General features: G+C 31.7%; 22 protein-coding genes. 17 read left to right on the top strand and 5 right to left on the bottom strand.

Annotated features, from left to right (window positions below; all coding sequences use genetic code 11):
• Positions 1-3: 3 nt before the first annotated feature.
• Complete coding sequence (locus tag Q0921_RS16435) at positions 4-657, top strand: HAD family hydrolase (protein WP_299258770.1); 654 nt, start codon at positions 4-6, stop codon at positions 655-657.
• Here Q0921_RS16435 and Q0921_RS16430 read toward each other — a convergent pair.
• The 4 genes from Q0921_RS16430 to Q0921_RS16415 form a co-directional block, all read right to left on the bottom strand.
• Entirely contained in the window at positions 654-1,172 is a 519-nt protein-coding gene (locus Q0921_RS16430; RefSeq protein WP_299258768.1) for a nuclear transport factor 2 family protein, read from the bottom strand. The two genes, Q0921_RS16435 and Q0921_RS16430, sit on opposite strands and share 4 nt — an antisense overlap.
• Before the next feature lie 6 nt (positions 1,173-1,178).
• The gene (locus Q0921_RS16425) at positions 1,179-1,763 is read right to left on the bottom strand and encodes a hypothetical protein (RefSeq protein WP_299258766.1); all 585 of its coding nucleotides are present in this window, start codon (positions 1,761-1,763) and stop codon (positions 1,179-1,181) included.
• 113 nt (positions 1,764-1,876) lie between these two features.
• Positions 1,877-2,911, bottom strand: a complete 1,035-nt coding sequence (locus tag Q0921_RS16420; RefSeq protein WP_299258764.1) for a M12 family metallopeptidase — start codon at positions 2,909-2,911, stop codon at positions 1,877-1,879.
• A gap of 302 nt (positions 2,912-3,213) precedes the next feature.
• Positions 3,214-4,605 carry a hypothetical protein gene (locus Q0921_RS16415; RefSeq protein ID WP_299258761.1) on the bottom strand — a complete coding sequence of 464 codons (1,392 nt, stop codon included), beginning with the start codon at positions 4,603-4,605 and terminating at the stop codon, positions 3,214-3,216.
• A gap of 93 nt (positions 4,606-4,698) precedes the next feature.
• On the opposite strand from Q0921_RS16415, the gene Q0921_RS16410 reads away from it, so the two are divergent.
• From Q0921_RS16410 to Q0921_RS16335, 16 genes are all read left to right on the top strand, one after another.
• The gene (locus Q0921_RS16410; RefSeq protein WP_299258759.1) at positions 4,699-5,061 is read left to right on the top strand and encodes a VOC family protein; all 363 of its coding nucleotides are present in this window, start codon (positions 4,699-4,701) and stop codon (positions 5,059-5,061) included.
• Positions 5,062-5,177: 116 nt separating this feature from the next.
• Entirely contained in the window at positions 5,178-5,573 is a 396-nt protein-coding gene (locus tag Q0921_RS16405; protein WP_299258757.1) for a DUF2461 family protein, read from the top strand.
• A 136-nt stretch (positions 5,574-5,709) separates the two neighbouring features.
• Positions 5,710-6,072, top strand: a complete 363-nt coding sequence (locus Q0921_RS16400) for a TfoX/Sxy family protein (RefSeq protein ID WP_299258756.1) — start codon at positions 5,710-5,712, stop codon at positions 6,070-6,072.
• A gap of 89 nt (positions 6,073-6,161) precedes the next feature.
• Positions 6,162-7,364 (top strand): FtsX-like permease family protein, encoded by a 1,203-nt coding sequence (locus Q0921_RS16395; protein WP_299258755.1) that lies wholly within the window; start codon positions 6,162-6,164, stop codon positions 7,362-7,364.
• Complete coding sequence (locus tag Q0921_RS16390) at positions 7,361-8,029, top strand: ABC transporter ATP-binding protein (protein ID WP_299258754.1); 669 nt, start codon at positions 7,361-7,363, stop codon at positions 8,027-8,029. Before Q0921_RS16395 ends, Q0921_RS16390 begins: the two co-directional genes overlap by 4 nt.
• Positions 8,030-8,056: 27 nt before the next feature.
• Complete coding sequence (locus Q0921_RS16385) at positions 8,057-8,443, top strand: thiol-disulfide oxidoreductase DCC family protein (protein WP_299258753.1); 387 nt, start codon at positions 8,057-8,059, stop codon at positions 8,441-8,443.
• Positions 8,444-8,529: 86 nt separating this feature from the next.
• Positions 8,530-10,254 (top strand): helix-turn-helix transcriptional regulator, encoded by a 1,725-nt coding sequence (locus Q0921_RS16380; RefSeq protein WP_299258752.1) that lies wholly within the window; start codon positions 8,530-8,532, stop codon positions 10,252-10,254.
• A gap of 142 nt (positions 10,255-10,396) precedes the next feature.
• The gene (locus Q0921_RS16375; protein WP_299258751.1) at positions 10,397-10,540 is read left to right on the top strand and encodes a class I lanthipeptide; all 144 of its coding nucleotides are present in this window, start codon (positions 10,397-10,399) and stop codon (positions 10,538-10,540) included.
• 207 nt (positions 10,541-10,747) lie between these two features.
• Positions 10,748-10,930 carry a hypothetical protein gene (locus tag Q0921_RS16370; RefSeq protein ID WP_299258749.1) on the top strand — a complete coding sequence of 61 codons (183 nt, stop codon included), beginning with the start codon at positions 10,748-10,750 and terminating at the stop codon, positions 10,928-10,930.
• A gap of 171 nt (positions 10,931-11,101) precedes the next feature.
• Positions 11,102-11,284, top strand: coding sequence for a hypothetical protein (locus Q0921_RS16365; protein WP_299258747.1), 183 nt, complete (start codon positions 11,102-11,104; stop codon positions 11,282-11,284).
• 461 nt (positions 11,285-11,745) lie between these two features.
• Positions 11,746-13,476 (top strand): helix-turn-helix domain-containing protein, encoded by a 1,731-nt coding sequence (locus Q0921_RS16360; RefSeq protein WP_299258745.1) that lies wholly within the window; start codon positions 11,746-11,748, stop codon positions 13,474-13,476.
• A 161-nt stretch (positions 13,477-13,637) separates the two neighbouring features.
• On the top strand, positions 13,638-13,796 hold the full coding sequence (locus tag Q0921_RS16355; protein ID WP_299258743.1) for a class I lanthipeptide: 159 nt from the start codon (positions 13,638-13,640) through the stop codon (positions 13,794-13,796).
• Between the two features lie 243 nt (positions 13,797-14,039).
• Complete coding sequence (locus Q0921_RS16350; protein WP_299258741.1) at positions 14,040-14,192, top strand: hypothetical protein; 153 nt, start codon at positions 14,040-14,042, stop codon at positions 14,190-14,192.
• Positions 14,193-14,338: 146 nt separating this feature from the next.
• Entirely contained in the window at positions 14,339-15,562 is a 1,224-nt protein-coding gene (locus Q0921_RS16345) for a lanthionine synthetase C family protein (protein WP_299258739.1), read from the top strand.
• 17 nt (positions 15,563-15,579) lie between these two features.
• Positions 15,580-17,814, top strand: coding sequence for a lantibiotic dehydratase family protein (locus Q0921_RS16340; RefSeq protein ID WP_299258737.1), 2,235 nt, complete (start codon positions 15,580-15,582; stop codon positions 17,812-17,814).
• A gap of 2 nt (positions 17,815-17,816) precedes the next feature.
• Entirely contained in the window at positions 17,817-18,707 is an 891-nt protein-coding gene (locus Q0921_RS16335; RefSeq protein ID WP_299258735.1) for a thiopeptide-type bacteriocin biosynthesis protein, read from the top strand.
• Between the two features lie 231 nt (positions 18,708-18,938).
• On the opposite strand, the gene Q0921_RS16330 is transcribed toward Q0921_RS16335, so the two are convergent.
• Positions 18,939-22,718 carry a T9SS type A sorting domain-containing protein gene (locus Q0921_RS16330; protein WP_299258733.1) on the bottom strand — a complete coding sequence of 1,260 codons (3,780 nt, stop codon included), beginning with the start codon at positions 22,716-22,718 and terminating at the stop codon, positions 18,939-18,941.
• Positions 22,719-23,151 lie beyond the last annotated feature (433 nt).

Below are 23,151 nucleotides of genomic sequence, written 5' to 3'. Positions count from 1 at the left end.
CTATTGAAAGATACATTATACATATTTGATATTGATGGAACTTTAACAGATAGTGTAGCTATGTATCTTATTTCTGTTACTAAAGCAATGATTAGTTCTGGAATTAAAAATGTAGATACCGATTATAATAATTATAAGCACCATACGGATAGTTATGCGCTTCGCTATAATTATGAACGTAATTTTAAGGATGAGTTTCCGAATGATCTATTAGAGCCTTTTGAGGATAATTTGGTTAAACAGATGCTTGAGTTCCATCCCGTAAAAGAGATTAAAGGCGCTAAAGTTTTAATACAGCTTTTTAGGGATAATTCTATACCATTTTGTTTTGCGACTGGAGCATTACCTAAACCAGCAATGCTTAAGTTAGAGCAATGTGATATTTGGTATGATGAATCGTTACTAGCCACTTCTATGACACACGAATCAAGAGAAGGGTTTGTTATGGATGCAGTAGAAAGAGCGAAAACTTTTTATAAAAAACCAGTTTTTACAAATATCGTTTCTGTAGGAGATGGGCTTTGGGATTTAAAAACAGCTCAGAATTTATCCTTAGATTTTGTTGGAATAGGAAATAAAAATAAAGGAAAGCTATTAGAGAGCGGAGCGACCAAGTGCTATGCTAATATAGAAGAATTTACAAAAACGTTGTTTTAGTTCTGCTTACTTCTTAGTTTTTTCATTAAATCAGTATCAAAGGTTTTTTTGAGAGCAGTGATTTCTTTTACATTTTCATTAGGTATAGCAATAGAAAGCACATAGTGTTTTATTTTCCAACCTTCTTTTGTTTTTTCTAATACACCACTTCCTCGGCATATACCCATTTGTGTGTCCAATAGCTCATCAAACCAAGCCAGGTTCGCTTTGGTTTGTGTAAATATATTTCTTTCTAAAGTACTAAAGCTCCATGCTTTTCCTTTGTCAAAATAAGGTTTAGAAAATGCTTTGAAAGATGTCAAATCCCAATTTTCGGTAGCATCAGTTCCAATAAATATTGCATCCACTGTCATTAACCCGAAATATGTGTCATACGAAGCATCGGCAGCTGCTTTATGCCATTTTTCTAAAATCTGGTTGATTTCTTTTTTTGTATCTATGATTTTAGTATCCTTTGTCTGAGCTTTACAAACAATGGTGATGGCTAAACAAATAAAAAGGGCAATGTTTTTCATAATAACTTACTCTTCAATTTCTATGTTCTTTTCTTCCGGATTTAGAATAGAATCTCTTAAAATATCTCGTTCTCTAAGCAGTTCCTTTTCAATATCTTCTGGTATTGCTAGTGATAACTCATTTAACTGAATAATTAAACTATTGTAAGCTGTAAGCAACCTGATATTGGCGTCCATTAGTTTCTGAGCATCTTGATTTTGCTTTTGTGTTAGCTGTAATAGTAATCCAGATTCTGTAGCCAATACTGCAATTCTGGAATTTATAGGATTCACTTTTAAATCCTCGGATAAATTTTCTTTGAAATTTTGTACTAATAAATCAACACTATCTGCGTATTTATTGATGTCAAAAGGATTTGACTTGTTCATAGATAGTATTAACGCCTTAAGATTTTGGAAATCTTCAAAGTTTTCTAAATCTTTTGTTGTTTGAACGGAAAGTTTTAGTACATCAATATCGGCTTTTTCTTTCGATAAACTATCAAGTTGAATAATTTCAATTTCCTTTTCGGTACTAACAGTATTCTCGTTTTTACACCCAAGACAGATGATAGTTAGTATTAGTAATAAGGATAACAATGATCTCATCATAAGATTTTCAATAACAGACCAAAAATAGGGAATATCGTTGCAACTAAAAATTAAAAGCCTTAGGTAAATTTACCTAAGGCTTAAAAAAATTGATGACTATGTTAGATTATATTTTATGCGTAGTACCAAGCACCATTGACATAAACTACTTCTCTCCATCCTTGAGAACTATAGTAGTACCATTTATCATTGTATCTATATACTCTTAACCCATAAACAGTATAATATTGTCCGTTTTCGTAAGTTGGTTCACCGCCACCATCACCGCCATCCGGATACATTTTTTCGATTCCTTCTAAATCTCCTGTAGATAATGCATTTCTTTGAACGGAGTATGTACTTCCATTTTTTCTGGTAATTGTTGGTTGACCATTATTAGAAAAAGAATATGCTCCATACATCATAATAGATCCAAAATCTAAAGAACTGGTGTATTCATCTCCATCATATCCTTGTTCTACATAGGTTTTGAAGTTGAAATCTTTACCAGATTGTATGTTCTGAAAATTAATGGTAACATATTGATCTCTATCAGCTCTACTTTGTTCGTGCCATAGTCCAACAGCATGACCAATTTCGTGGATGGTATTTCCAGTGCTACAACCACTTGCTAAATTGATGTTTTGTCTTCCACCAACCATTCCTACACTTGAAGAACATCCGCTACCAGGTCTAAAATTGATATAGTTGGATTCGTTAGTTCTTTGTATAAAAGTAAGATTGGTATTGTTTTCCCAACTTGCTATAGCATTGGTGACTCTTGATTGATTAGGAAGATCATTTGCTATTGTATAGTAAACAGTATTATTGGGCCATCTACCAGAAGTTCGTCCGACACTTCTACTTAGAGAAGGATCTTGTCCATTTTCTAATACAAAATTAGAACTCTCTGTATAGATTTCATCTTTTGGAAGAATAATATCTCCTTCAAAAATATTGTCTTCATCTATAGACTCATAGGTGATAGGCAATCCTGCATAAAACCCTTCTTTAATCGTTCCAGTTTCCGAAAAATTAGCTCTTTCGGCACCATCAAAGACCTGGTTGTCCGGTTCTAGATTTTCTAATTCAGAAATTGGTTCATTTTCTGAACATGAGAGTATAGCTAAAGCTGTACCCATCAATAAAATTGATTTGTTAATTTTCATTTGAGTTTGTGTTTAAGTTATTAACAGTATGTTAAACCCAAATGATTACTAAATATTACTTTTTTGTAACTAATTAACTTTTGATTAAAAGAAATGGTTAAAATGTTAAACTTAATTTAGAAGTATTTTGAAATTGAAATCCTGAAAAAAACTATCTTCTCTAAAATTAGACAAAATAAGTTCATTCTGATCAATTGTTACTAAACATTCTTGCTTCGACTGCTGCTGTCCTAGTACTTCCGAAACGACAACAAACTTCTAAACTAAAAATTTTGCTACTGGATTCTAAACTAGCGATTCCACTAATATTTATGATCGATCCAGTCTTTAAAATCTACATAACCTAAAATAAATATGGGGATAGGATTTTCTCTTAATTGTTCCGAAAGTTGTTCAAATGCTTTTTTCTTTTCTTTATCTGGATACTCAACTGTTTTTGATAAAAACTTTAATAATAATTTTTCATAGAAATCTATGTTTTTGTGCTTTTTTAAATATTTTTTGAAAGCATTAATTAGGTGTCTCAAGGTAAATTCGTTTTGGAGTTCATAATGAACTAATAGATTAAGCCAATATGTGTAGGTGATCAGATCCTTTCGATCTTTTTTGGTTTGATAATTAAGAATAGCATTGATCCAGTGTAATGCTTTTTTATAATCTTTTTTCTGAAAGTAAATATTAGCAAATTGAAATCGGAAAGAAAGCCAGTAATTTGCTGGGATCATTGTTTTGTTATTGGTGATGAAGTCCTGAATGTTCTCAATAACCTCTTGTGTGTTATGAAGGTCTTTAAGGTTTCTGTGAATCTCTAGTTCAATGTTATAAAGGCGTAGGGTTTCTTTTATTAAAGAGGCCGAAGAAGTAGTGATTTCTTTTGCTTTTTGTTTTAATAGTAAAATCCGAACAAAAGCTTCTTTGTGCAGCTTTTTAAAGACAAGATACCCGAGATAGTTATTGCAGACCGAAAAATAGGTTGTGAAATACTCTTTTAATAGTTCTGGATTTTGTTCCCATTCTTTTATCAGTTTTTCTATAGTTTGTTTAGCTTTTTCATAGTTTTTTCCAGCAAGCTGTTTTCGATATAAATGAAGGGTTTTTAGTGTTTTGTTTTGAATACGATGTGTTTTTTTGTGAGATAATGAGAAATTTATAGGATCAGTATTCGCTAGTAGAAGATTGATATATTCTACGGTGGAGTTTAGAGAAGTTTTTTGTTTTGTAACGATATGTTTTAAAGTTTCGAAATCCTGCGGGTATAAGGCTTGATGTACTTTTCTTTTCCAATCCCTAAGCTGAAATAATAATACATCCTGCTGAAAATGTACTGCTTTCTTCTCTGCACGATTTAGTTCGCTCTCGCAAATGGTGTATAAGCCTTTATGGAACAAAATTTCTATATTACGTAGAATATCCGTTAACTCCGCTTTTATAGAAATTCTCGAGTGATAATTTCTTAAAGATTGTAAAATGCGTTGCTTTAAGTAATTTTTTATAGTTGTTAATTGATTCGTAAACGCTTTGTTTTTAAACAACTCTTTAATTTCGAATTCGTTATATTTTTTTTGCGCATCAATTGCATTAAATAATGTTATGTATTCTGATGTTTCATTTCCTTTTATATTTACTTTGAAATAACGTTTTTCGCTTTTGGTTAATGATTTTATCAAAAAGAATAATTCTTCATTTTTTTTCATTTTAGAAACCTATGTTTTTTCAAAAATAATGTTTTTCTTGCTGACTTCTATCCTATACCTTTGAGATATTCTTAATCAATACAAAACATCATTATGTCAAATGCAATTAGCTGGTTTGAAATACCAAGTACCAATTTTGAAAGAGCAGTAAAGTTTTACAGTGAATTATTAGAAACAAAGCTTCAACCGATGGATATGGAATTTAAGATGGCTTTTTTTCCTTACAAAGATGGAGGAGTAGGTGGTTGCGTAACACATGGAAATGGAAACACACCTTCTCAAGAAGGGACATTTGCGTACCTTAATGGAGGAGACGATTTGTCTGTTCCATTAGCTCGTGTAGAGAAAGCAGGCGGAAAAGTTTTAATGCCAAAAACGTCTATTGGAGAAAATGGTTTTATGGCGATTTTTCTGGATACAGAAGGAAATCGAGTAGCGTTTCACTCTATTTTTTAGTATTTTGTTAGCTGTGATTTAGAGTGAAGTCAAGAAAAAATAATTTTTAAATTATAGTATATACCATAGCGCTCAAGTTTTGATTTCACGCTAACGAACAGTTTGATTATATTTAAATGATTAAGGAAATACAAAAATATGATCCTAAGTTAAAGATCGAACCTAAAGATTGTATACTTCGTATTCATAAAGGTATTCGTTTTTCTAAAGACAAATCACCATATAATTTACACTATACTGCATTTATATCCAGAGGTGGTCGTAAAAATAAGAGTGTTCCGGGGATTTTTTTACGTTTTTCTCCAGAGATGGTAGGAATTATGGGAGGATGTTTTAGTATTTCGAAGGAGCGATTACATAATGTAAGAATTATAATTGGCCAAAATCCCTCAGGATTTAGAAAATTAGTAGAAGATAATAAGGCTTTTGTTCAAACATTTGAAGAGATCAAAGGGAGCGCTTTAAAGCGAATTCCTAAGAATGGAAAGCGGCTTACGGGAAGGAACCTTTGATTGCCAACAAACAATTTTATTTTGTAGGCGAAGAAGCTCCATCTCTTATTACAAATGAGTCTCTTATCAATGAACTTATGAATTATTGGAAAGTGATGCACCTTGTAAATGAGTATTTAACAAAAGCAATTGAATAATGGCATATAGTGAATATACAGCAGATCGCATTCATCAGATTCTCCACGAAAAAAGAGCGAATTTCTATGCTAAAAAAATGATGGGAGGTCTTTGCTTTATGGTAGATGATAAGATGTGTTGCGGAATCCATTATGATAAAAAGAAAGAAACAGATCTTTTGATGGCTCGTATAGGAGAAGAAGCATATACAGAAGCTATAAAAAGAGAAGGTTGTCATCCTATGGATTTTACAGGCAGACCAATGAGAGGATATGTTTTTGTTACTGCCGATGGGTTTGATCTGGATGAAGATTTGGAATACTGGATACAATTATGCTTGAATTTTAATCCTTTGGCAAAAAAGAGTAAAAAGAAAAAATAATTTCTAACTGATAAAATTTTCGAATTATTAGATTTATTTCTTTTAACATACTTCTGTAATCCTATCCATGCTTTCTCGACCTATCAAATATGTCCACGCAAGTTTTTAATAAAACAAACATATTTATAGCGTTACAATACTTATTGGCAAGAAAAAAGCAAAGCTTTTTAGCAGCGATAGGAGTTTTGTTGGGCGTAACAACTTTTATTGTCATGATCAACTTTATGACAGGGGTCAACGACTTTCTTGATGATGCAGTTTTTAATGGAAGTCCTGATATAATGGTTAGCGCAAAGTCTAAAAAACAATCTACTATACTATCTAATTACATAAAAAACAGTAACAAGATTGATAATGTTCTGAAAACTGATAAAAATGTTCAATTTTTTGCACACCAAATCATTTCACCAGCAATTTTGATTAGTGATGCTAAACAATTCCCCGGCAGTATTAATGGTATTTTCCCGGATCAGGAGCGTAATATGGTAGACCTAGAAAGACGATTAATAGAAGGAGAAGGTTTCCAAAGTTTGTTAGCAGAGAATACTATTTTACTAGGAATTAGTCTTGCTAACCGATTGAAAGTTTCTACAGGAGATCAGATAAAAATGATACTCCCTAACGGTAAGAGTACAATACTAAAAGTTTCGGGTATATTTAGTTTTGGGATTACGACCATAGATAATGTAAGAACCTATGTTTCTTCAACTACCTTGCAGAATTTATTAGATCAAAAAAATGGTATTACGAATATTCACATAAAACTAAAAGAGAGAGATAACGTTCGTTTAAAAGCTTATCTAAGTGAAAATATTGATGGAATTGCTACAGAAGATTGGAAAGATAGTAACAAGACGATTGTGATAGGAAATAAGGTTCGTGATATTCTTACTTGGTCTGTTTCTTTTGCATTACTTTTAGTAGCAGGATTTGGAATTTATAATATTCTTAATATTACAGTAATCCAGAAGAGAAAAGATATTGCAGTCCTAAAAACAATTGGATATTCTAGTAATGATATTGTGTTTATTTTTCTAGTTCAATCCATAATTATTGGTGTATTAGGAGCTGTTTTAGGGAGCGTTTTTGGATATTTGATTAGTTATCTAATTTCTACTACTCCTTTAGATACGTCAGACTTTATAATTGTGGATACCTATCCAATTAATTTTAAAATGTCATACTATGTGTTAGGATTTTTCTTTGGAGTATTGACAACTATTTTTGCAGGATATTTTCCTTCAAAAAAAGCAAGTAAAGTAGATCCCGTAACGATTATTAGAGGAGTATGATTTTAGAAGCAGGACATATAAATAAGTATTTTTTGGAACCAGAAAAGCATCAGGTATTAAAAGATGTTTCTTTATCAATTTCTGAAGGAGAGCTGGTCTCCGTGTATGGAGAATCTGGAAGCGGGAAATCGACTTTATTGTACATTTTATCAACTCTGGATACTGATTTCGAAGGAAAGTTGTACATATATAATCAGGATATTAAAAATTTGGGATCTTCGGCTCTCACCGATTTTAGAAATAAACACATCGGATTTGTGTATCAATTTCATTATTTACTTCCAGAATTTAGTGTGCTACAGAATGTAATGCTCCCAGCGATGAAATTATCTCAGAAAAGCAAAGAGGAGATTAAGGAAAATGCTTTAAGTTTATTAGATGAAGTCGGTATGATAGCTTTTGCAAAAAGACCTTCATATCAACTTTCTGGAGGTCAACAACAGCGGGTGGCTATTGCTAGGGCTCTAATTAATGACCCTTCTTTGATTGTAGCTGATGAACCAACTGGAAATTTAGATCAAAAAAACTCTGAGTTAATTTTTGAGTTGCTCAAAGAAATAGCAGGATCTAGAAATAAAGCAGTGGTAATCGCAACGCATGATTCTAAAATTTATCAAAATTCTCACTGTAGTATTGAAATGATTGACGGTTCTATACGACTATAATCGTGTAAAAACTTAAAAATCAATAAAATGGAAACTTCCTTAGATAAAAGTATTATTATATTTGATGGCGAGTGTAATCTATGTAATGGTGTTGTGGGTTGGTTAATGCAGTTTGCTCCAGAAGATCTTTTTCATTTTGTTCCTTTTCAATCTCCTCAAGGGCAAAAGTTACTCAGAAAATATGAATATCCAACGGAACGTTTAGACACAGTAATCCTTATTGATGAATATGGATCGCATACGCATTCGGATGGTTTTCTGAAAATTATATCCAAAATCCCAAAATGGAAACGCGTAGCAGCTTTGTTAGCATTTGTTCCGAGAATGATTCGGGATGGAATCTATAGACTAGCTTCTCGTAATCGAGTAAAGTGGTTTGGACAATCCCAGAGCTGTACGATCAATTTTAGATAAGTTTCTCTTTATTTTAAGACTAATTACTTCAAAAAACAGATTAAAAAGAATGATTACATTTGGGAGTATACTTCTCAATTATTGTAATGGCTTTTTTTAAAACACAAATACTTTTCCTTTTCTTATTACTATTTATTATAATACCCGTTTTTACGGATGCACAGGAGACCAAATTGGCGGTACCCGATAGCCTAGAAACTAAAACTCCTGGACAACTGGTTAATTTAATTAGATCTTCTGATGCTGATCAGATAGAAGTCTATGAAGAAGTATTGGAGAGTTTTCATAAGGACGATTCAGTCTCAGCCAAGTTTTATCTTAGATTGGGGTTTCATTTTTATAGAAAAGAAGATTTTAAAAGGAGTATCAAATATGGAAATAGGGTGCATAAAATAGGAAATAAACTAAATGATAAAAACTTGTCATTTTGGAGTTATATATTAAATGGCGCTACATTTCTTAGAGAAGGAAAACATCAGAATTCATTTGACAACTATCATAAGGCACTAAAAATCTCACAACAGCAAGAAAATTTAGGAAATTCAATTAATGCTAATTCAGGCCTTGTACTCGTATTACATAAAATGAATAGGTTAGATAAAGCCTTAGAAATTTCTAAAGAAATGTTACATGCCATTGATGAAACATCTTTTAAAAATGGTAGAAACCATGTAAGAATACTTACTAATATCAATGAAGTATATTTAGATAAAGAACAATATGATTCGGTACTACATTATGCTAATAAAGGTATTAAACTAAGCAAATCGCTAGATTTTAAAGAAGGTTTGGTGGATTTGTATATTAAAAAAGGGATTGCTTACTATTACAAAAAAGATTTTGATCAGGCTTTTGATAATCTACATAAGGCTAAAGGTATTTTGGATAATTATGATATTGATAATAAGTTTTTCCCATCGGTGAAAATAAATTATTATCTGGCAGCTTGCTATTATGAGGAGCAAAACTATGACCAGGCAATTTTGTATTTATGTAACACCATGGATTTTATTAAGGAAGAGGATGTAAGTAAACTACCAGTAATCCAATCACACTTATTACTGGCTAATTGTTATTTTAAAAAGAAAGATTTTGAACAAGGACATTATTGGGAGCGTATTTATATAAACTTAAATGAGAATTATCAGGAAGAAAAAAATAAAACCGTAGATACTATTTATGAGAAAGAAACTGAAAAGTATGAGAAAGAAATAGCAAAACTAAAAAGTAAAGAAAACACCTCAAGTTATCTATTGATTGGTTCTATTACCATTTCTTTAACTTTATTACTAATAGGGTTTACATATTATAAAAAACAACAGTCGAATAAGCTAATGTTCTCAGAATTGGTTGAAAAAGTCAATCTTTTAGAGGTGCAAAAAAGTGAAAAAGACTCAAAAAATAATAGCGCAACAATTGTAATTGATGATGATAAAGTTACAGCAATATTAAAAGGTTTGGATAAGTTAGAAGATCAGGAATATTTTTTAAAAACCGAATGTAACCTAAGCGCAATCGCTAAAAAGGTAAAAACGAATACTACCTATCTTACCAAGATTATTCACGCACATAAAGGAAAGAACTTTAATGAATATATAGCTGATTTAAGAATAGAGTATGCATTACAGCGACTAAAAAATGATAAAAAATTCAGAGCCTTTTCTGTTAAATCAATTGCTGCAGAAGTAGGTTATAAAAGTGATGATGCTTTTGCTAAACGATTTAAAGCAAGAACAGGTTTAAATCCATCGTATTATATTAAAAATATAGAAAAGTTACAACGAGAGGATAACGTTACAAAAAGTGTATAAAAAACAACCCGTTTTTGTCTAAAACAGGGTAAGTGTATTGTGATTAGTCTTTCAGATAAAATATATTTCAATTAAGAATATATGTATTGGGGTTCTTAAAATCCAAAAAACAGAAAGAAATACTAACTAAATTACATTGTTTATGAAGCAACAACAAAACAACAAAATCAGCTTAAAGAAGCTAACGATTGCCAGAATCAATATAGATGCGATGCATCAAATTAAAGGAGGTAGTAGCCTTCCTACTTTTGAAACATTTCCAGATAAATGTAATATAGAACCTTGATTAATACTAATAAAATTGTTTAAAAACCCTGCAACCTTTGCAGGGTTTTTTTATGACCCTGTTTTATCCAAAACAGGGTTGCTTTGTTTTTTATCCTCTTTTTTTCAATCTAGCTTAGTCTCACAATCAAAGCGATGTCGACAATTGATTTTGATCAAGGGGAAACCGAAAACCTTAAGATAGAGTAGGTACTTAAAACATATAATCATGCTTAATAACATTTTAGAATTAAAAGGAGTATCAAAACTAAATAGAAGCGAGCAACAATCTATTATTGCTGCAGGACCAGATGGATGTTCAACTTGCCCAGGTGATGAATTTTATGAATGCCTACAGTCGTGTGCTGGAACCTGTTCTCCAAATGGAACTTGTTATCAAATATTACATTAACACAAAAAATGAGATAGTGTAATAAATAAATTATTGATGTAATACCAAACTTGTAGAAGTTTTAAACGATTGGTTTTTATATAGCCTTCGATGGGTTCAGACCGATAAATGATACATTTTTTATATAGTCTCATTTTGTTTTCAAATAGTATGGATTAAATTATAATTATCATGAAAAAATCATTGAAAAATTTAGAGTTAAAAAAACAAACGATTAGTAACCTAAACCTTACTAAAGTTAAAGGAGGAGGGGGTTTTACTTCAGTAGTAACATGTACTCCTTCACAAATGAATGCCTGTGGTAATACAGCACAAACCGGACCTGGTACAAGACCTGTTTGTATTGAGCACTAACAATAAAAGTTATTTAAAAGGGCAAACCGAAAACCTTATAACAGAGTAGGTACATAAAAACACGTAGATATGTTAGATAAAATTTTAGAGATGAAAAATGTCTCAATCATAGAAAAGAACCAACAACAATCCGTAAAAGGAGGAAACAATTATCCACACTGTATTTGGTTGGGCGGTCCTGATTGCCAACCTATACATATGCATTAATCCCATAATACATATTTTATTTTTTAAAAAGAGGCTGTCTAAAAAGTAGATTTCTCTGTTATTTCAAGAAGATTCGAGAAATAACTATCCTTGATTTTCAGTATATTTCGACTTCGCATAATGTGATGGTATTGTAAATATTGTACTTTTTGGAATAGCTTCTTTTCTTTTTTAGCTACGCGTGCTTGTAGAATTTAATTGCTTGATACCTAATCTAATCATTACATTTGGAGCATCACACAATATTTATCCAAATGATTTTTTTTGCTAATAGATGTATATCGAGACATTTACTTTATTACATATTTACATCTGTATTTTTTTTAATAAAGACATATGGGCAAGAACAGCGAGTAACGATCCCTGATAGTTTAAAAAATAAAACAATTGAAGAATTAATTCAGTTGATAAAAATTGCTACTCCCGGTGAGAGTATTGCCTATGAAAATGCTCTTATAAACCATCAAAACCTAAAAGTTGATCTTGCTCAAATATATTCTGAAATAGGATATCATTTTTATAAGCAAGAAGAATCTGAACGAAGTATATCGTATCTAGATAAAGCTATTTCAATGGCTAAAAAAAATGAACTTGATGAAGTTCTGTGTAAGGCCTATTTAAGACAAGGAAACTCGTATCTAAAAGATTGGCAAAATCAAAAAGCCTTGGATTCTTATCAAAACGTTTTGGAAATAGCACAAGAAAAAGGCGATCTTAAGAATGAGATTGTTGCTAAATCTAACATAGTGATTGTTCTAAGAAGAATGAATCAATTAGACAAAGCTAGAGAAGATTGTAATAAATTATTGAGTTTTATTGACAAAACATCCTTCAAGAATGGTAGGAACCATGTAAATGTGCTTACAATTATAAGCGAGGTATATTTAGATTTAGAAAAACTTGATTCAGTACTGAAATACGCTGAAATTGGTTTAAAAATAAGTGAATCTTTAGATTATCAGATTGGAATTGCTGATTTGTATATTAAAAAAGGAATAGTATTCTACCAAAGAAAAAACTACGATAAAGCATTAGATTTTTTATACAAAGCAGAAGATATTTTAACCAGATTGGGAATCAGTGGTAGATCTAACCAAGCTATCAATGTTAATTATTTTCTTGCCAGTTATTTTTATGAAGTAAAATCTTATGATAAAGCTATTGGCTATCTAAAGGAAACATTAAATGTATTAGAAGAAAATGATCTAAGAAAGAATAGAGTAATAGATGCACATATGCTTCTAGCAAAAAGTTACAAGGAAACTGGTGACATAAAAGCATCTATACATTGGTTTACTGCACATCAGGAATTACAAGATCAATTTCAGAAAAACAAAGATGAAACAGTAAGCAAAATATATGATCAGAATACACAAAAATTAGATGATAAAATTAAAAAACTAGAAAGTAAACGAATAAAAGAACAAAAGTATAAGAAGTATATCTTAGGTGCTTTTTTGATAGTGCTTTTTATAATGGTTATTATCCTTATAGTGTATTTTAGAAAACAAAAAGCTAATAAAATAGTATTTAATGATTTGATTAAAAAAATATCTAATTTAGAAACTAAGGATAAGGTAGCATCGAAGGAAATAAGAGATATAGGTAAAGAAATAGTCATTGATGATGAAAAAATTAATGAAGTATTAAAAAGATTGAGCAAGATTGAACAACAAGAATATTTTTTAAGCTTAGAGTGTAATCTAAGATCTATTGCAAAAAAAGTTAGGACAAATGCTACGTACCTATCTAAAATAATAAATACGTATAAAGGGAAAAGTTTTAATGATTACATCAATGATTTAAGAATTGATTATGTGCTTAAAAGATTAAAGAATGATAAAAAATTCAGGTCATTTTCAATCACTTCAATAGCATCAGAAATAGGATATAAAAGCGATAATTCTTTCACAAAACATTTTAAAGCCAAAACAGGACTTAATCCTTCGTATTATATCAAGAATATAGAAAAATTGAATAATTAAGCGTTACATGTTTAATATCAATAAAAAACACCTCATTTTGAACAAAATGAGGTTTGCTAATTATGATTTGACCTCTATTAAAAGTATATTTCTTGTATATAACTTTTTATTTATTAGTACTCTTTTTTTAGGAGAATGAATAAAGCACAAAACGTACACTCATGAAGAATAAACAAAAACACACAATTACGCTAAAAAAGCTTACTATAGCTAGAATCAACCTAGATGCTATGAGGAAAGTAAAAGGAGGGGATTGTCTGCCTACAGAACACGAAGGTAATTCATATGTGATTTGTGAACCAACATTAAACGTTTTTTAGTTCCAAAAGAATACGGAATAAGGTATAAAAAGGCTTCAGTAATGAGGCTTTTTTTTATGCCTTATTTTGTTCAAAATACGTATGTTAAATTTTGTATCACCCTATTTTGTCAATAGTTTTAGAGAAGAGAAATTCTTGATTAGAATTAAAAAAATAACAAGTATTAAGTTATAACTAATTCTAAAAAAAGGGAAAGCCGAAAACCTTAAAAAGAGTAGGTAATTTTAAAATACTATAAGTATCATGAAAAAATCATTGAAAAAATTGGAGCTTAAAAAACAAACAATTAGTGACTTAAATCTAAATAAGATCAAAGGTGGTATTGATCCGACGCACTGTTGTCCTACATTAGATGCTCTTAATAGTTGTCCTCCTCGAGGAATGCAATGTTTCTAAAAAAAACTAAAGAACGTATACTGTGAAATGCTTTTTTAAAATAATCTCAAAGTATATGTGTTAATACAAGTTTTTTTAATACTTTAAACACAAAAACTGCCTAGATTTTAGGCAGTTTTTTTATCGCAGTTTTTTTAAGAAAAAAAATGAGTAATTTGAAACCTATATTATTAGATAAATTAGAAAAAATTAGCAACATCCTTTCTGAAAACTATAATACTAATGAACATGTTGGTGTTTTATCTGGGATTTCCGGAATTGCTTTGTTTCAATTTTATTATTCTAAGTTTATTGAAAAAGAATCACATGCGGATATAGGAGTAGAAATGATATCCTCTGTTATAGAAAAAATTAACGAAGGATATAGCTTTCCTACTTTTTGTACTGGAATCGCAGGAGCAGGTTGGGCTATTGAATTATTGGATGAAGAAGGTTTTATCGATGTTGATAGTGATGACTTATTATCTAATTTAGATGATTATTTAAGCCTTGCTAATAAACAGATGGGAGAGAAAGATAACTTCTATGATTTTTTACATGGAGCAATTGGGATTGGTTTTTATTTCTTTAAAAGATATCGAGGCACAAAGTCTACAGCCTTAAAAAATGATTATAAAGTAAAACTTCTAGAAATTGTAGCTTCTCTTAAAAGATCTTCTATAGAGGAGGATGACATGATAAAATGGCAAAGCAATCTTAATGAAAAAGAAGAACTTAGGGGATATAATCTAAGCCTGTCTCATGGAATGGCCAGTATTATAAATTTTTTATCCCGTTTAGCAATGTATGATGATTTTTATGATGAAGTAATTCCAATGTTATATAAAGCTACCCAATTTATATTAAGTAATGAAGATAAAGATATATCCTCTTCTTCTATGTTTCCTAGCTGGGTTTATGATGGTATGGATGAAAAGAGTAATGAAAGATTGGCTTGGTGTTATGGAGACTTAGGAATTGGTTTAACATTATGGAAAGCAGGAAAAGTCTTGCGAGATGAAAAAGTTATACAAAAAGGAATGAATACAGTTAAAAACTCCTGTAAACGTAGAGATCTTGAAGAAACTAAGGTAAAAGATAATGGTTTATGCCACGGTACTTTTGGTATGGTTCAGATTTATAATCATATGTATAAAGAAACAAAAGAATTAATATTTAAAGAAACAGCTGATTATTGGATGGAACAAGGGCTTAAAATGGATACACATACAGACGGATATGTTGGATATAAACAGTGGTATGGAGGAGAAAAAGAAGGTTGGAGAAACGAAATGAACTTACTCGAAGGTATTGCAGGAATAGGGCTATGTATCATCTCATATTTGGCACCATTTGAAACGAAGTGGGATGAATGTTTACTAATTAGTTAATTCAGAATAGCAATATTATGAGCTATAAAAATTTTCCGAAATACGTTTTACGTACACCTCTATTTTCCTTTTCATTCTATAAGGAGCTAACTCAAAATAAAACCTTGAAAGAAGAAGAGTTAAAACAAATTTGCTCTGATGAAATTATCAAAGAAGCTATTTTTTTAGCATCTCCTTCTTTATATCAGGAGTTTGAAAAATGGTTGAAAGGCGATATTAAAGAAAAGGCAGCATCAGAGCGTATGATGTATTCTGTATTAAAATACATTAGTAGAATGTCCTCACGCTGCACACCTTTCGGACTTTTTGCCGGAACAGCAGTCGGAGATTTTTCGGATACCACCAGCATTGAGCTTTTAGATAATTCAAAAAATAATCGTCATACCCGATTGGATATGAATTATCTGGTGGCACTATCTCAGGATATTGTTAAAGATAAAATGATAAGGGATCAACTTTTATTTTATCCGAATACTAGTGTCTATAAAGCAGGAAAACAACTCAGGTATGTAGAGTATACTTATGTAGAAAGTAAAAGAGTACATCATATTGTAGCGGTCGAAGATTCTGAATATTTACAAAAAGTACTTTCTGAAGGGAGAAAAGGATCTCAGCTTTGTGATTTAGCAGAGTTATTGGTAGACGATGAAATTAGTATTGAAGAAGCATCTGGATTTATAGATCAACTAGTAGAAAGTCAATTGTTGATTAGTGAGTTAGAACCATCCGTTTCCGGACCTGAGTTTTTGGATCAAATAATTCCAGTTCTTAAAAAATTATCAGGTACTGAACAAATCATTTCTGAGTTAGAAAATGTACAGCTAATACTTAAGCAGATAGATGAAAATATAGGAAACCCAGCAAAAAAATACATTGACCTCAGTGAATCTTTAAAGAAATTGGGAACTGGTTTCGAATTGAAGTATATGTTTCAGACGGATATGAACCTTTCTTTAGAAACGAATACAATTAGTCACGAAACCGTAAGGAAGATAAAGAAAGGATTGTCATTACTTAATAAACTTACATTATTACCAAAAGAAACGCTTAATTCTAGGTTTAAAGCAGCTTTTTATGAGCGTTATGAAGGTAGAGAAGTTTCTTTATCAAAAGCACTTGATGTAGAACTTGGAATTGGATTTTTGCAGGATAAAGATTCAGGAGATGTAAGTCAAATAATTGACGATCTTTTACTGCCATTTAAACAAGAAAAAACAACGATAAGAGATGTTAAATGGTCACCAATACATGCGGTGCTGAATAAGAGGTTATTAGCGTGTATTAAGGAACGGCAAAGCACTTTGGTATTAACAGACAAAGACTTTAATGATTTCGAGGAAAATTGGGAAGATTTACCGGATACTATTTCTACTATGATCGAATTGGTAAAGGTAGATGATACTGAAAAAATTATTATGTCTAGTTGTGGAGGCTCGAGTGCGGCAAACCTTTTAGGACGCTTTTGTCATGGAGATAAAGATTTAGACGCCTATACGAAAGAAATAGTTGATATAGAAACAAAGTTAAATCCTGATAAAATTCTTGCAGAAATTGTGCATTTACCGGAATCTCGAGTAGGAAATATTTTGATGAGACCTAACTTTAGAAAGTATGAAATCCCATACCTAGCAAAGTCTATCCTGAATGATGAAAATCAACTTTTGTTAGATGACTTAATGATTTCTGCTAGCCCTAACGGAAAGGTAATATTGAGGTCTAAAAAGTTTAATAAAGAAGTAATTCCACACTTAACTAATGCGCATAACTTTTCTAGTAACGCATTACCGATTTATCAGTTTTTGGCCAATATGCAAACTCAAAACCAAAGAGGAGGAATCGCGTTTGATTGGGGACCATTTGCAGAAGAGCATGATTTTTTGCCAAGAGTAGAATATAGAGATATCATATTTTCTAATGCAATTTGGAATATCGATTCATCAGATATTCAACCATTATTAAAGAATCTGAATGATGAAGATAAATTTTGTAAAGAATTAGAGAACTTTTTGGCTAGTAAAAGGTTACCTCAGTTCGTACTTCTGGTAGATGGCGATAATGAATTACTAATCAATTCTAAAAATACTACATCTGTAAAAATGTTGTTGAATACTGTAAAAAAGAGGAGTAGATTTAAACTCAAAGAATTTTTGCACATCAATGAAAGTTTGACAAAAGAAGGAGAGAAAGTATTTACAAATCAGGTTGTTATATCATTTTACAATGAAAAGAAATTAAAAAACTTACAGAATTAATAATGGACGTAAAAAGATCTTTTATAGTTGGTAGTGAATGGTTGTATTATAAAATATATACAGGGCCAAAAACCTCAGATTTGGTTCTTACAGATATTATTAAACCTACTGCGATGCATTTATTAGAAAATGATATCATCGATAAATGGTTTTTCATTCGGTATAACGATCCAAAGCATCATATTAGAGTGAGATTCCATTATGAAAATCCAGAGAACGTGGCTGGAGTTATTAATGCTTTATATAGTTCACTCAAGGAGTTTTCTGATGAGGACCTGATCTGGAAAATACAATTGGATACATATCAAAGAGAAATAGAACGCTATGGAGTAAAAACCATGAGGGAGTCTGAAGAATTATTTTTTCTGGATAGTAAGATGATCGTAGATTTTTTGGATATGATTGACGGAGATGAAGGAGAAGAACTAAGATGGTTATTTGGAGCAAGAGCAATAGATCAAAAACTCCAAGATTTTGGTTATAATGAAGATGAAAAAATGGTTTTAATGGAACGATTAAAGCTAGGTTTTGGAGCCGAATTTGGAATGAATAAAGGTCTCAAAAAACAGCTGGATAAGAAATTCAGGAATGAGCATGATAAAATTAAGAGTTTTTTAAATTTCGAAAGAGAAACAGATGCTGATTATGCTCCTATTATTGATGTTTTGGAGGAAAAGAGTAAAAATAGTGAGCCTTTGGTTAGAAAGATTCTATCTGTTGTAAGTAAACCTGAATTAGATGATATGATGGGTAGTTATATTCATATGCTTATGAATAGGTTATTTAGATCTAAAAACCGTTTACACGAAATGGTAATCTATGATTTACTATATAGAACCTACAAAGTCGATTGGGGGATTAGAAAATTTAAAAATAAAACAGAATCCACTTAACAAGTGTAAGGCATAATTTGTTTTTTCTGGATTTGGGCGTGACCACAAGGGTCGCGCTTTACATTTCAATTCCTCCCACTTCCTTTCAGTCAGGCTGTGGGATTTCTATTACAATCGCTCACGCAAAAAAAAGAATCAAATTAACCAAAGGAAAATTTACTATAAACCTTTTGGTACATATTTATATAGCTGAATTACGATTACGAGCTTACGTTTCAATTTTATAGAACGCTATTCTTTCAGTATCTTTTTAGTCGTGGACCCTCTTTCAGAGTATATCATCATTAGATATAAACCAGAACGAATTGAAGAAATATCAATACTATTGGTAATACTGCCACGATTTAGTTTTTTAGAAAGTATTAATTTACCTTGAATATCAAAAAATTCAACACGTTTTAATGATAGATTGATTTCACCCGATATGTTGATTATATTATTGGATGGTATTGGGTAAATACTAATACCATTTGTGAGGTTTTCATCATCTATTCCTAAAGTGTTATCAAAATCAATACTAAATTGAGCTGCTGCAGTATTTCCATTTCCGTACAGGTCTCTTAGGCTGTCTGCATTAATATTAATAGTTATGGTTGCGGATGTAATTGCTGTAATTGTAGCATTATAGGATAGCCCTCCACCAGAAAGATTTGTAGCTACTCCATTTTCAACAATGATATCGTTTAAATCAAAAGCAGTTACATCTTCACTAAAACTAATAGTGATTTCAAATGAAGTATTACTGGTTGGATTAGATTCCGTAGAGGTTATGCTTACTGTTGGAGGTGTTATATCAGCGATAGTTACACCTACACTGGACGAGTTACTACAGATTCCAAGTGTTGTATATGTAACTGTATACATATTAAGTATTGAAGCGGATATATCAATTTCTCCAGTACTACCATTAATTGCCAATCCTGCAGGCATAGATGTAAAGGTACCACCTGTTATTCCATCTACTGTTGGAGTCGGATCTGAATCTGCAGTTGAATAAGAAGTCGCCATATATGAGAATGATGCATTATCTAGAGCATTAATAATAATATTAAAAGTGGATGAATCACTACAGGTTCCATTGGTTGTATAAGTAACAACATATGCTCCAGGAGTAGTATCTGCAATATTAATAGTTCCTGAAGAAGGATCTAAATCTAAACCTATTGTACTTGAAAACAGCCCACCAGCCAATCCATTGATAGTTGGCGTAGGATTTGCTGCATCTTTACAATAAAGAGCTTGATCATAACTAAAGCTAGGATCGTCAAGTTCAGTGATGGTTACATTTACTGTACTTGTATTCTGACAAGTTCCATTGGTTGTATAAGTAACAACATATGCTCCAAGAGTAGTATCTGCAATATTAATAGTTCCTGAAGAAGGATCTAAATCTAAACCTATTGTACTTGAAAACAGCCCACCAGCCAATCCATTGATAGTTGGCGTAGGATTTGCTGCATCTTTACAATAAAGAACTTGATTATAACTAAAGCTAGGATCGTCAAGTTCAGTGATGGTTACATTTACCGTACTTGTATTCTGACAAGTTCCATTTGTTGTATAAGTAATAACATATGCTCCAGGAGTAGTATCTGCAATATTAATAGTTCCTGAAGAAGGATCTAAATCTAAACCTATTGTACTTGAAAACACTCCACCAGCCAATCCATTGATAGTTGGCGTAGGATTTGCTGCATCTTTACAATAAAGAGCTTGATCATAATTAAAGCTAGGATCGTCAAGTTCAGTGATGGTTACATTTACTGTACTTGTATTCTGACAAGTTCCATTGGTTGTATAAGTAATAACATATGCTCCAGGAGTAGTATCTGCAATATTAATAGTTCCTGAAGAAGGATCTAAATCTAAACCTATTGTACTTGAAAACACTCCACCAGCCAATCCATTGATAGTTGGCGTAGGATTTGATGCATCTGTACAATAAAGTGCTGCATCATAATTAAAGCTAGGATCATCAAGTTCGGTGATAGTTACAGTTACATCACTTGTGTTTGGACAAGTTCCATTAGTTGTATAGGTCACAGTATATTCACCAGGCGTGCTGTCTGCGATATTAATAGTTCCCAAAGAAGGATCTAGAATCAAACCTGTAGTGCTTGAAAATATACCACCAGCCAATCCATTGATTGTTGGAGTAGGATTTGATGCATCTGTACAATAAAGTGCTGCATCATAACTAAAGTTAGGATCGTCAAGTTCGGTGATAGTTACAGTTACATCACTTGTGTTTGGACAAGTTCCGTTAGTTGTATAGGTCACAGTATATTCACCAGGTGTGCTGTCTGCGATATTAATAGTTCCCAAAGCAGGATCTAGAACCAAACCTGTAGTGCTTGAAAATGTACCACCATCCAATCCAGTAACTGTTGGGGTAGGGTTTGACGCATCTGTACAATAAAGTGCTGCAGCATAACTAAAGTTAGGATCGTCAAGTTCGGTGATAGTTACAGTTACATCACTTGTATTCGGACAAGTTCCATTAGTTGTATAGGTCACAGTATATTCTCCAGGTGTGCTGTCTGTGATATTAATAGTTCCCAAAGCAAGATCTAGAACCAAACCTGTAGTGCTTGAAAATGTACCATTAGCCAACCCAGTAACTGTTGGAGTAGGATTTGATGCATCTGTACAATAGAGAGCCTGGTTATAATTAAAAGATGGATCATCTAAAGTATTAACCATTATTGTAATTGTTGTACAGGTGGCTATAGTTTCATCTATACATCCTAGATCACTATCTTCACCTCGTATGTAATAAGTGGTACTTGGTATAGTAGGAGTTACTTCAAAAGTTGAAGTGTTTGTAGTGGTAGTCCCTAATAAATTTTCTCCACAAGAATCCGTATAAATAGACCAAGTTGATCCACTATTGAGGTTACCAGATATGGTAATCATAGTAGTGTCACCTTCACACAATTCAGTTGCCGCAACTACATCTGTTATAGTTGGATTTATGCAAACGGGAATCTGTTTAAACCAAGCAAATCGCGCTACATTAAAGCTACCCAAGATAGCATCTTTTAGACCATCTCCATCCACATCCCCAAAATCTATGGTAGAAAAACTACCAATTTCTCCACGAGTTAATTCACCATTAAATACGTTTTGGGTAGAAGCAAAACTAGGAATTGTTGTTGTACCAATATTTTCTATCCATCTAACGAAACCAGTATCAGTCATAAAAAACATGTCATAATCCCCGTCTTTATCAAAATCTTCAAACACAGGTATCGGAACATCCATATTATTAAAAGCATTTTCATCAATCCAAGGGCTGTCTGCTTCGGACTGACGTTCGAATATGGGATTATTTCTAGCGCCAATATTTTTGTAGTAAGTTAATTTATCACTACCTAATGCTACTAGGTCTAGATCTGAATCATTATCAAGGTCTACAAAACCCAAACCTGGAAATTCGGCTATCTCTTGATCATTAAGTCCTGGTAAACCATCTGGGATATATTCAAAAACAGGAATTTCTGGTGTGCCTATGTTTCTATAGAAAAGTATATCATTATTACGATCTCGTTCATAATCATAGTCGGTACCTATAAACAAATCTAGGTCTCCATCATCATCGATATCTGTGAGTTGAGGTCTATTTTGATTTCTTACGGTTAGATCTCTATCAATCCAAATAGTGTCCAAAGTTGGTATAGATGCTGCTACCCAATTAGGAGATGTTATTGTACCTTCGTTTTTAAAATAATGTACAGTACCTCCTTGACTACCAGAAATAAAATCTAGATCGCCATCATTGTCTAGGTCTCCTAGTATTGCAGAGCGTAAGCGACCTCTTGTTATAGATGTGTTAGGTGTTGTAGCTATATCTAATCCTGCAGGTTCAGGACCTGGTCCAGTAGAAGTGCCATCAGGATTGTTTAGAAGACTTCCTCCTTTAAACTCCCAGCTTATGTAATCAGCTTGCGAAAATAGCAGTTGATTTCCTAAGATAAGCAGTAAATAAATACATATTAGATTTTTTATCATCTTATTCCAAATATAGCCGTTTACTCTATAAAATATAGAGTCTGATTACAAATGCTTTTGTATACAATTATTTAAATAATACTATTACAGATAACAAACCAATTATATAAAAAGGGTGATCCTAGAGAATTTTTTAGGTTCTCTTTAGTTTTGGTTTTAAGAGTAGTATTATAATTACCTAGAGGGGGGATATTTGATAATTTGTTTTGGTTTACTACTTTTCGGCAAAATTAGTAATTTAGTTTTTGGTTGACAAAATAAAATAATATTAATATTTTATTATAAATTGAAGAGGATAAAGGTTCTGTTTATATGTATCAAGATGATCTAATATCTAAAGCTTGAAGAAAAATGATGCGATACTAATTGCTGTAAAATATATGATATAAAAGCTATATAAACTCTTTGATAAAAATAATAACAACTTATTTTC

Origin of the sequence: uncultured Aquimarina sp., from assembly GCF_947496855.1 — a bacterium.
Taxonomy (GTDB): domain Bacteria; phylum Bacteroidota; class Bacteroidia; order Flavobacteriales; family Flavobacteriaceae; genus Aquimarina.
The sequence above is the reverse complement of the archived record's forward strand: the minus strand, read 5'-3'. Positions and strand labels throughout refer to the sequence as shown.

Excerpts from the sequence above, each read along its gene's own strand:
- Q0921_RS16330 (WP_299258733.1), bottom strand. The coding sequence starts at position 22,718 with ATGATAAAAAATCTAATATGTATTTATTTACTGCTTATCTTAGGAAAT.
- Q0921_RS16395 (WP_299258755.1), top strand. The coding sequence starts at position 6,162 with ATGTCCACGCAAGTTTTTAATAAAACAAACATATTTATAGCGTTACAA.
- Q0921_RS16365 (WP_299258747.1), top strand. The coding sequence starts at position 11,102 with ATGAAAAAATCATTGAAAAATTTAGAGTTAAAAAAACAAACGATTAGT.
- Q0921_RS16380 (WP_299258752.1), top strand. The coding sequence starts at position 8,530 with ATGGCTTTTTTTAAAACACAAATACTTTTCCTTTTCTTATTACTATTT.
- Q0921_RS16345 (WP_299258739.1), top strand. The coding sequence starts at position 14,339 with ATGAGTAATTTGAAACCTATATTATTAGATAAATTAGAAAAAATTAGC.
- Q0921_RS16410 (WP_299258759.1), top strand. The coding sequence starts at position 4,699 with ATGTCAAATGCAATTAGCTGGTTTGAAATACCAAGTACCAATTTTGAA.
- Q0921_RS16385 (WP_299258753.1), top strand. The coding sequence starts at position 8,057 with ATGGAAACTTCCTTAGATAAAAGTATTATTATATTTGATGGCGAGTGT.
- Q0921_RS16420 (WP_299258764.1), bottom strand. The coding sequence starts at position 2,911 with ATGAAAATTAACAAATCAATTTTATTGATGGGTACAGCTTTAGCTATA.
- Q0921_RS16400 (WP_299258756.1), top strand. The coding sequence starts at position 5,710 with ATGGCATATAGTGAATATACAGCAGATCGCATTCATCAGATTCTCCAC.
- Q0921_RS16360 (WP_299258745.1), top strand. The coding sequence starts at position 11,746 with ATGATTTTTTTTGCTAATAGATGTATATCGAGACATTTACTTTATTAC.
- Q0921_RS16355 (WP_299258743.1), top strand. The coding sequence starts at position 13,638 with ATGAAGAATAAACAAAAACACACAATTACGCTAAAAAAGCTTACTATA.
- Q0921_RS16430 (WP_299258768.1), bottom strand. The coding sequence starts at position 1,172 with ATGAAAAACATTGCCCTTTTTATTTGTTTAGCCATCACCATTGTTTGT.
- Q0921_RS16425 (WP_299258766.1), bottom strand. The coding sequence starts at position 1,763 with ATGATGAGATCATTGTTATCCTTATTACTAATACTAACTATCATCTGT.
- Q0921_RS16375 (WP_299258751.1), top strand. The coding sequence starts at position 10,397 with ATGAAGCAACAACAAAACAACAAAATCAGCTTAAAGAAGCTAACGATT.
- Q0921_RS16350 (WP_299258741.1), top strand. The coding sequence starts at position 14,040 with ATGAAAAAATCATTGAAAAAATTGGAGCTTAAAAAACAAACAATTAGT.
- Q0921_RS16335 (WP_299258735.1), top strand. The coding sequence starts at position 17,817 with ATGGACGTAAAAAGATCTTTTATAGTTGGTAGTGAATGGTTGTATTAT.
- Q0921_RS16370 (WP_299258749.1), top strand. The coding sequence starts at position 10,748 with ATGCTTAATAACATTTTAGAATTAAAAGGAGTATCAAAACTAAATAGA.
- Q0921_RS16405 (WP_299258757.1), top strand. The coding sequence starts at position 5,178 with ATGATTAAGGAAATACAAAAATATGATCCTAAGTTAAAGATCGAACCT.
- Q0921_RS16415 (WP_299258761.1), bottom strand. The coding sequence starts at position 4,605 with ATGAAAAAAAATGAAGAATTATTCTTTTTGATAAAATCATTAACCAAA.
- Q0921_RS16390 (WP_299258754.1), top strand. The coding sequence starts at position 7,361 with ATGATTTTAGAAGCAGGACATATAAATAAGTATTTTTTGGAACCAGAA.
- Q0921_RS16340 (WP_299258737.1), top strand. The coding sequence starts at position 15,580 with ATGAGCTATAAAAATTTTCCGAAATACGTTTTACGTACACCTCTATTT.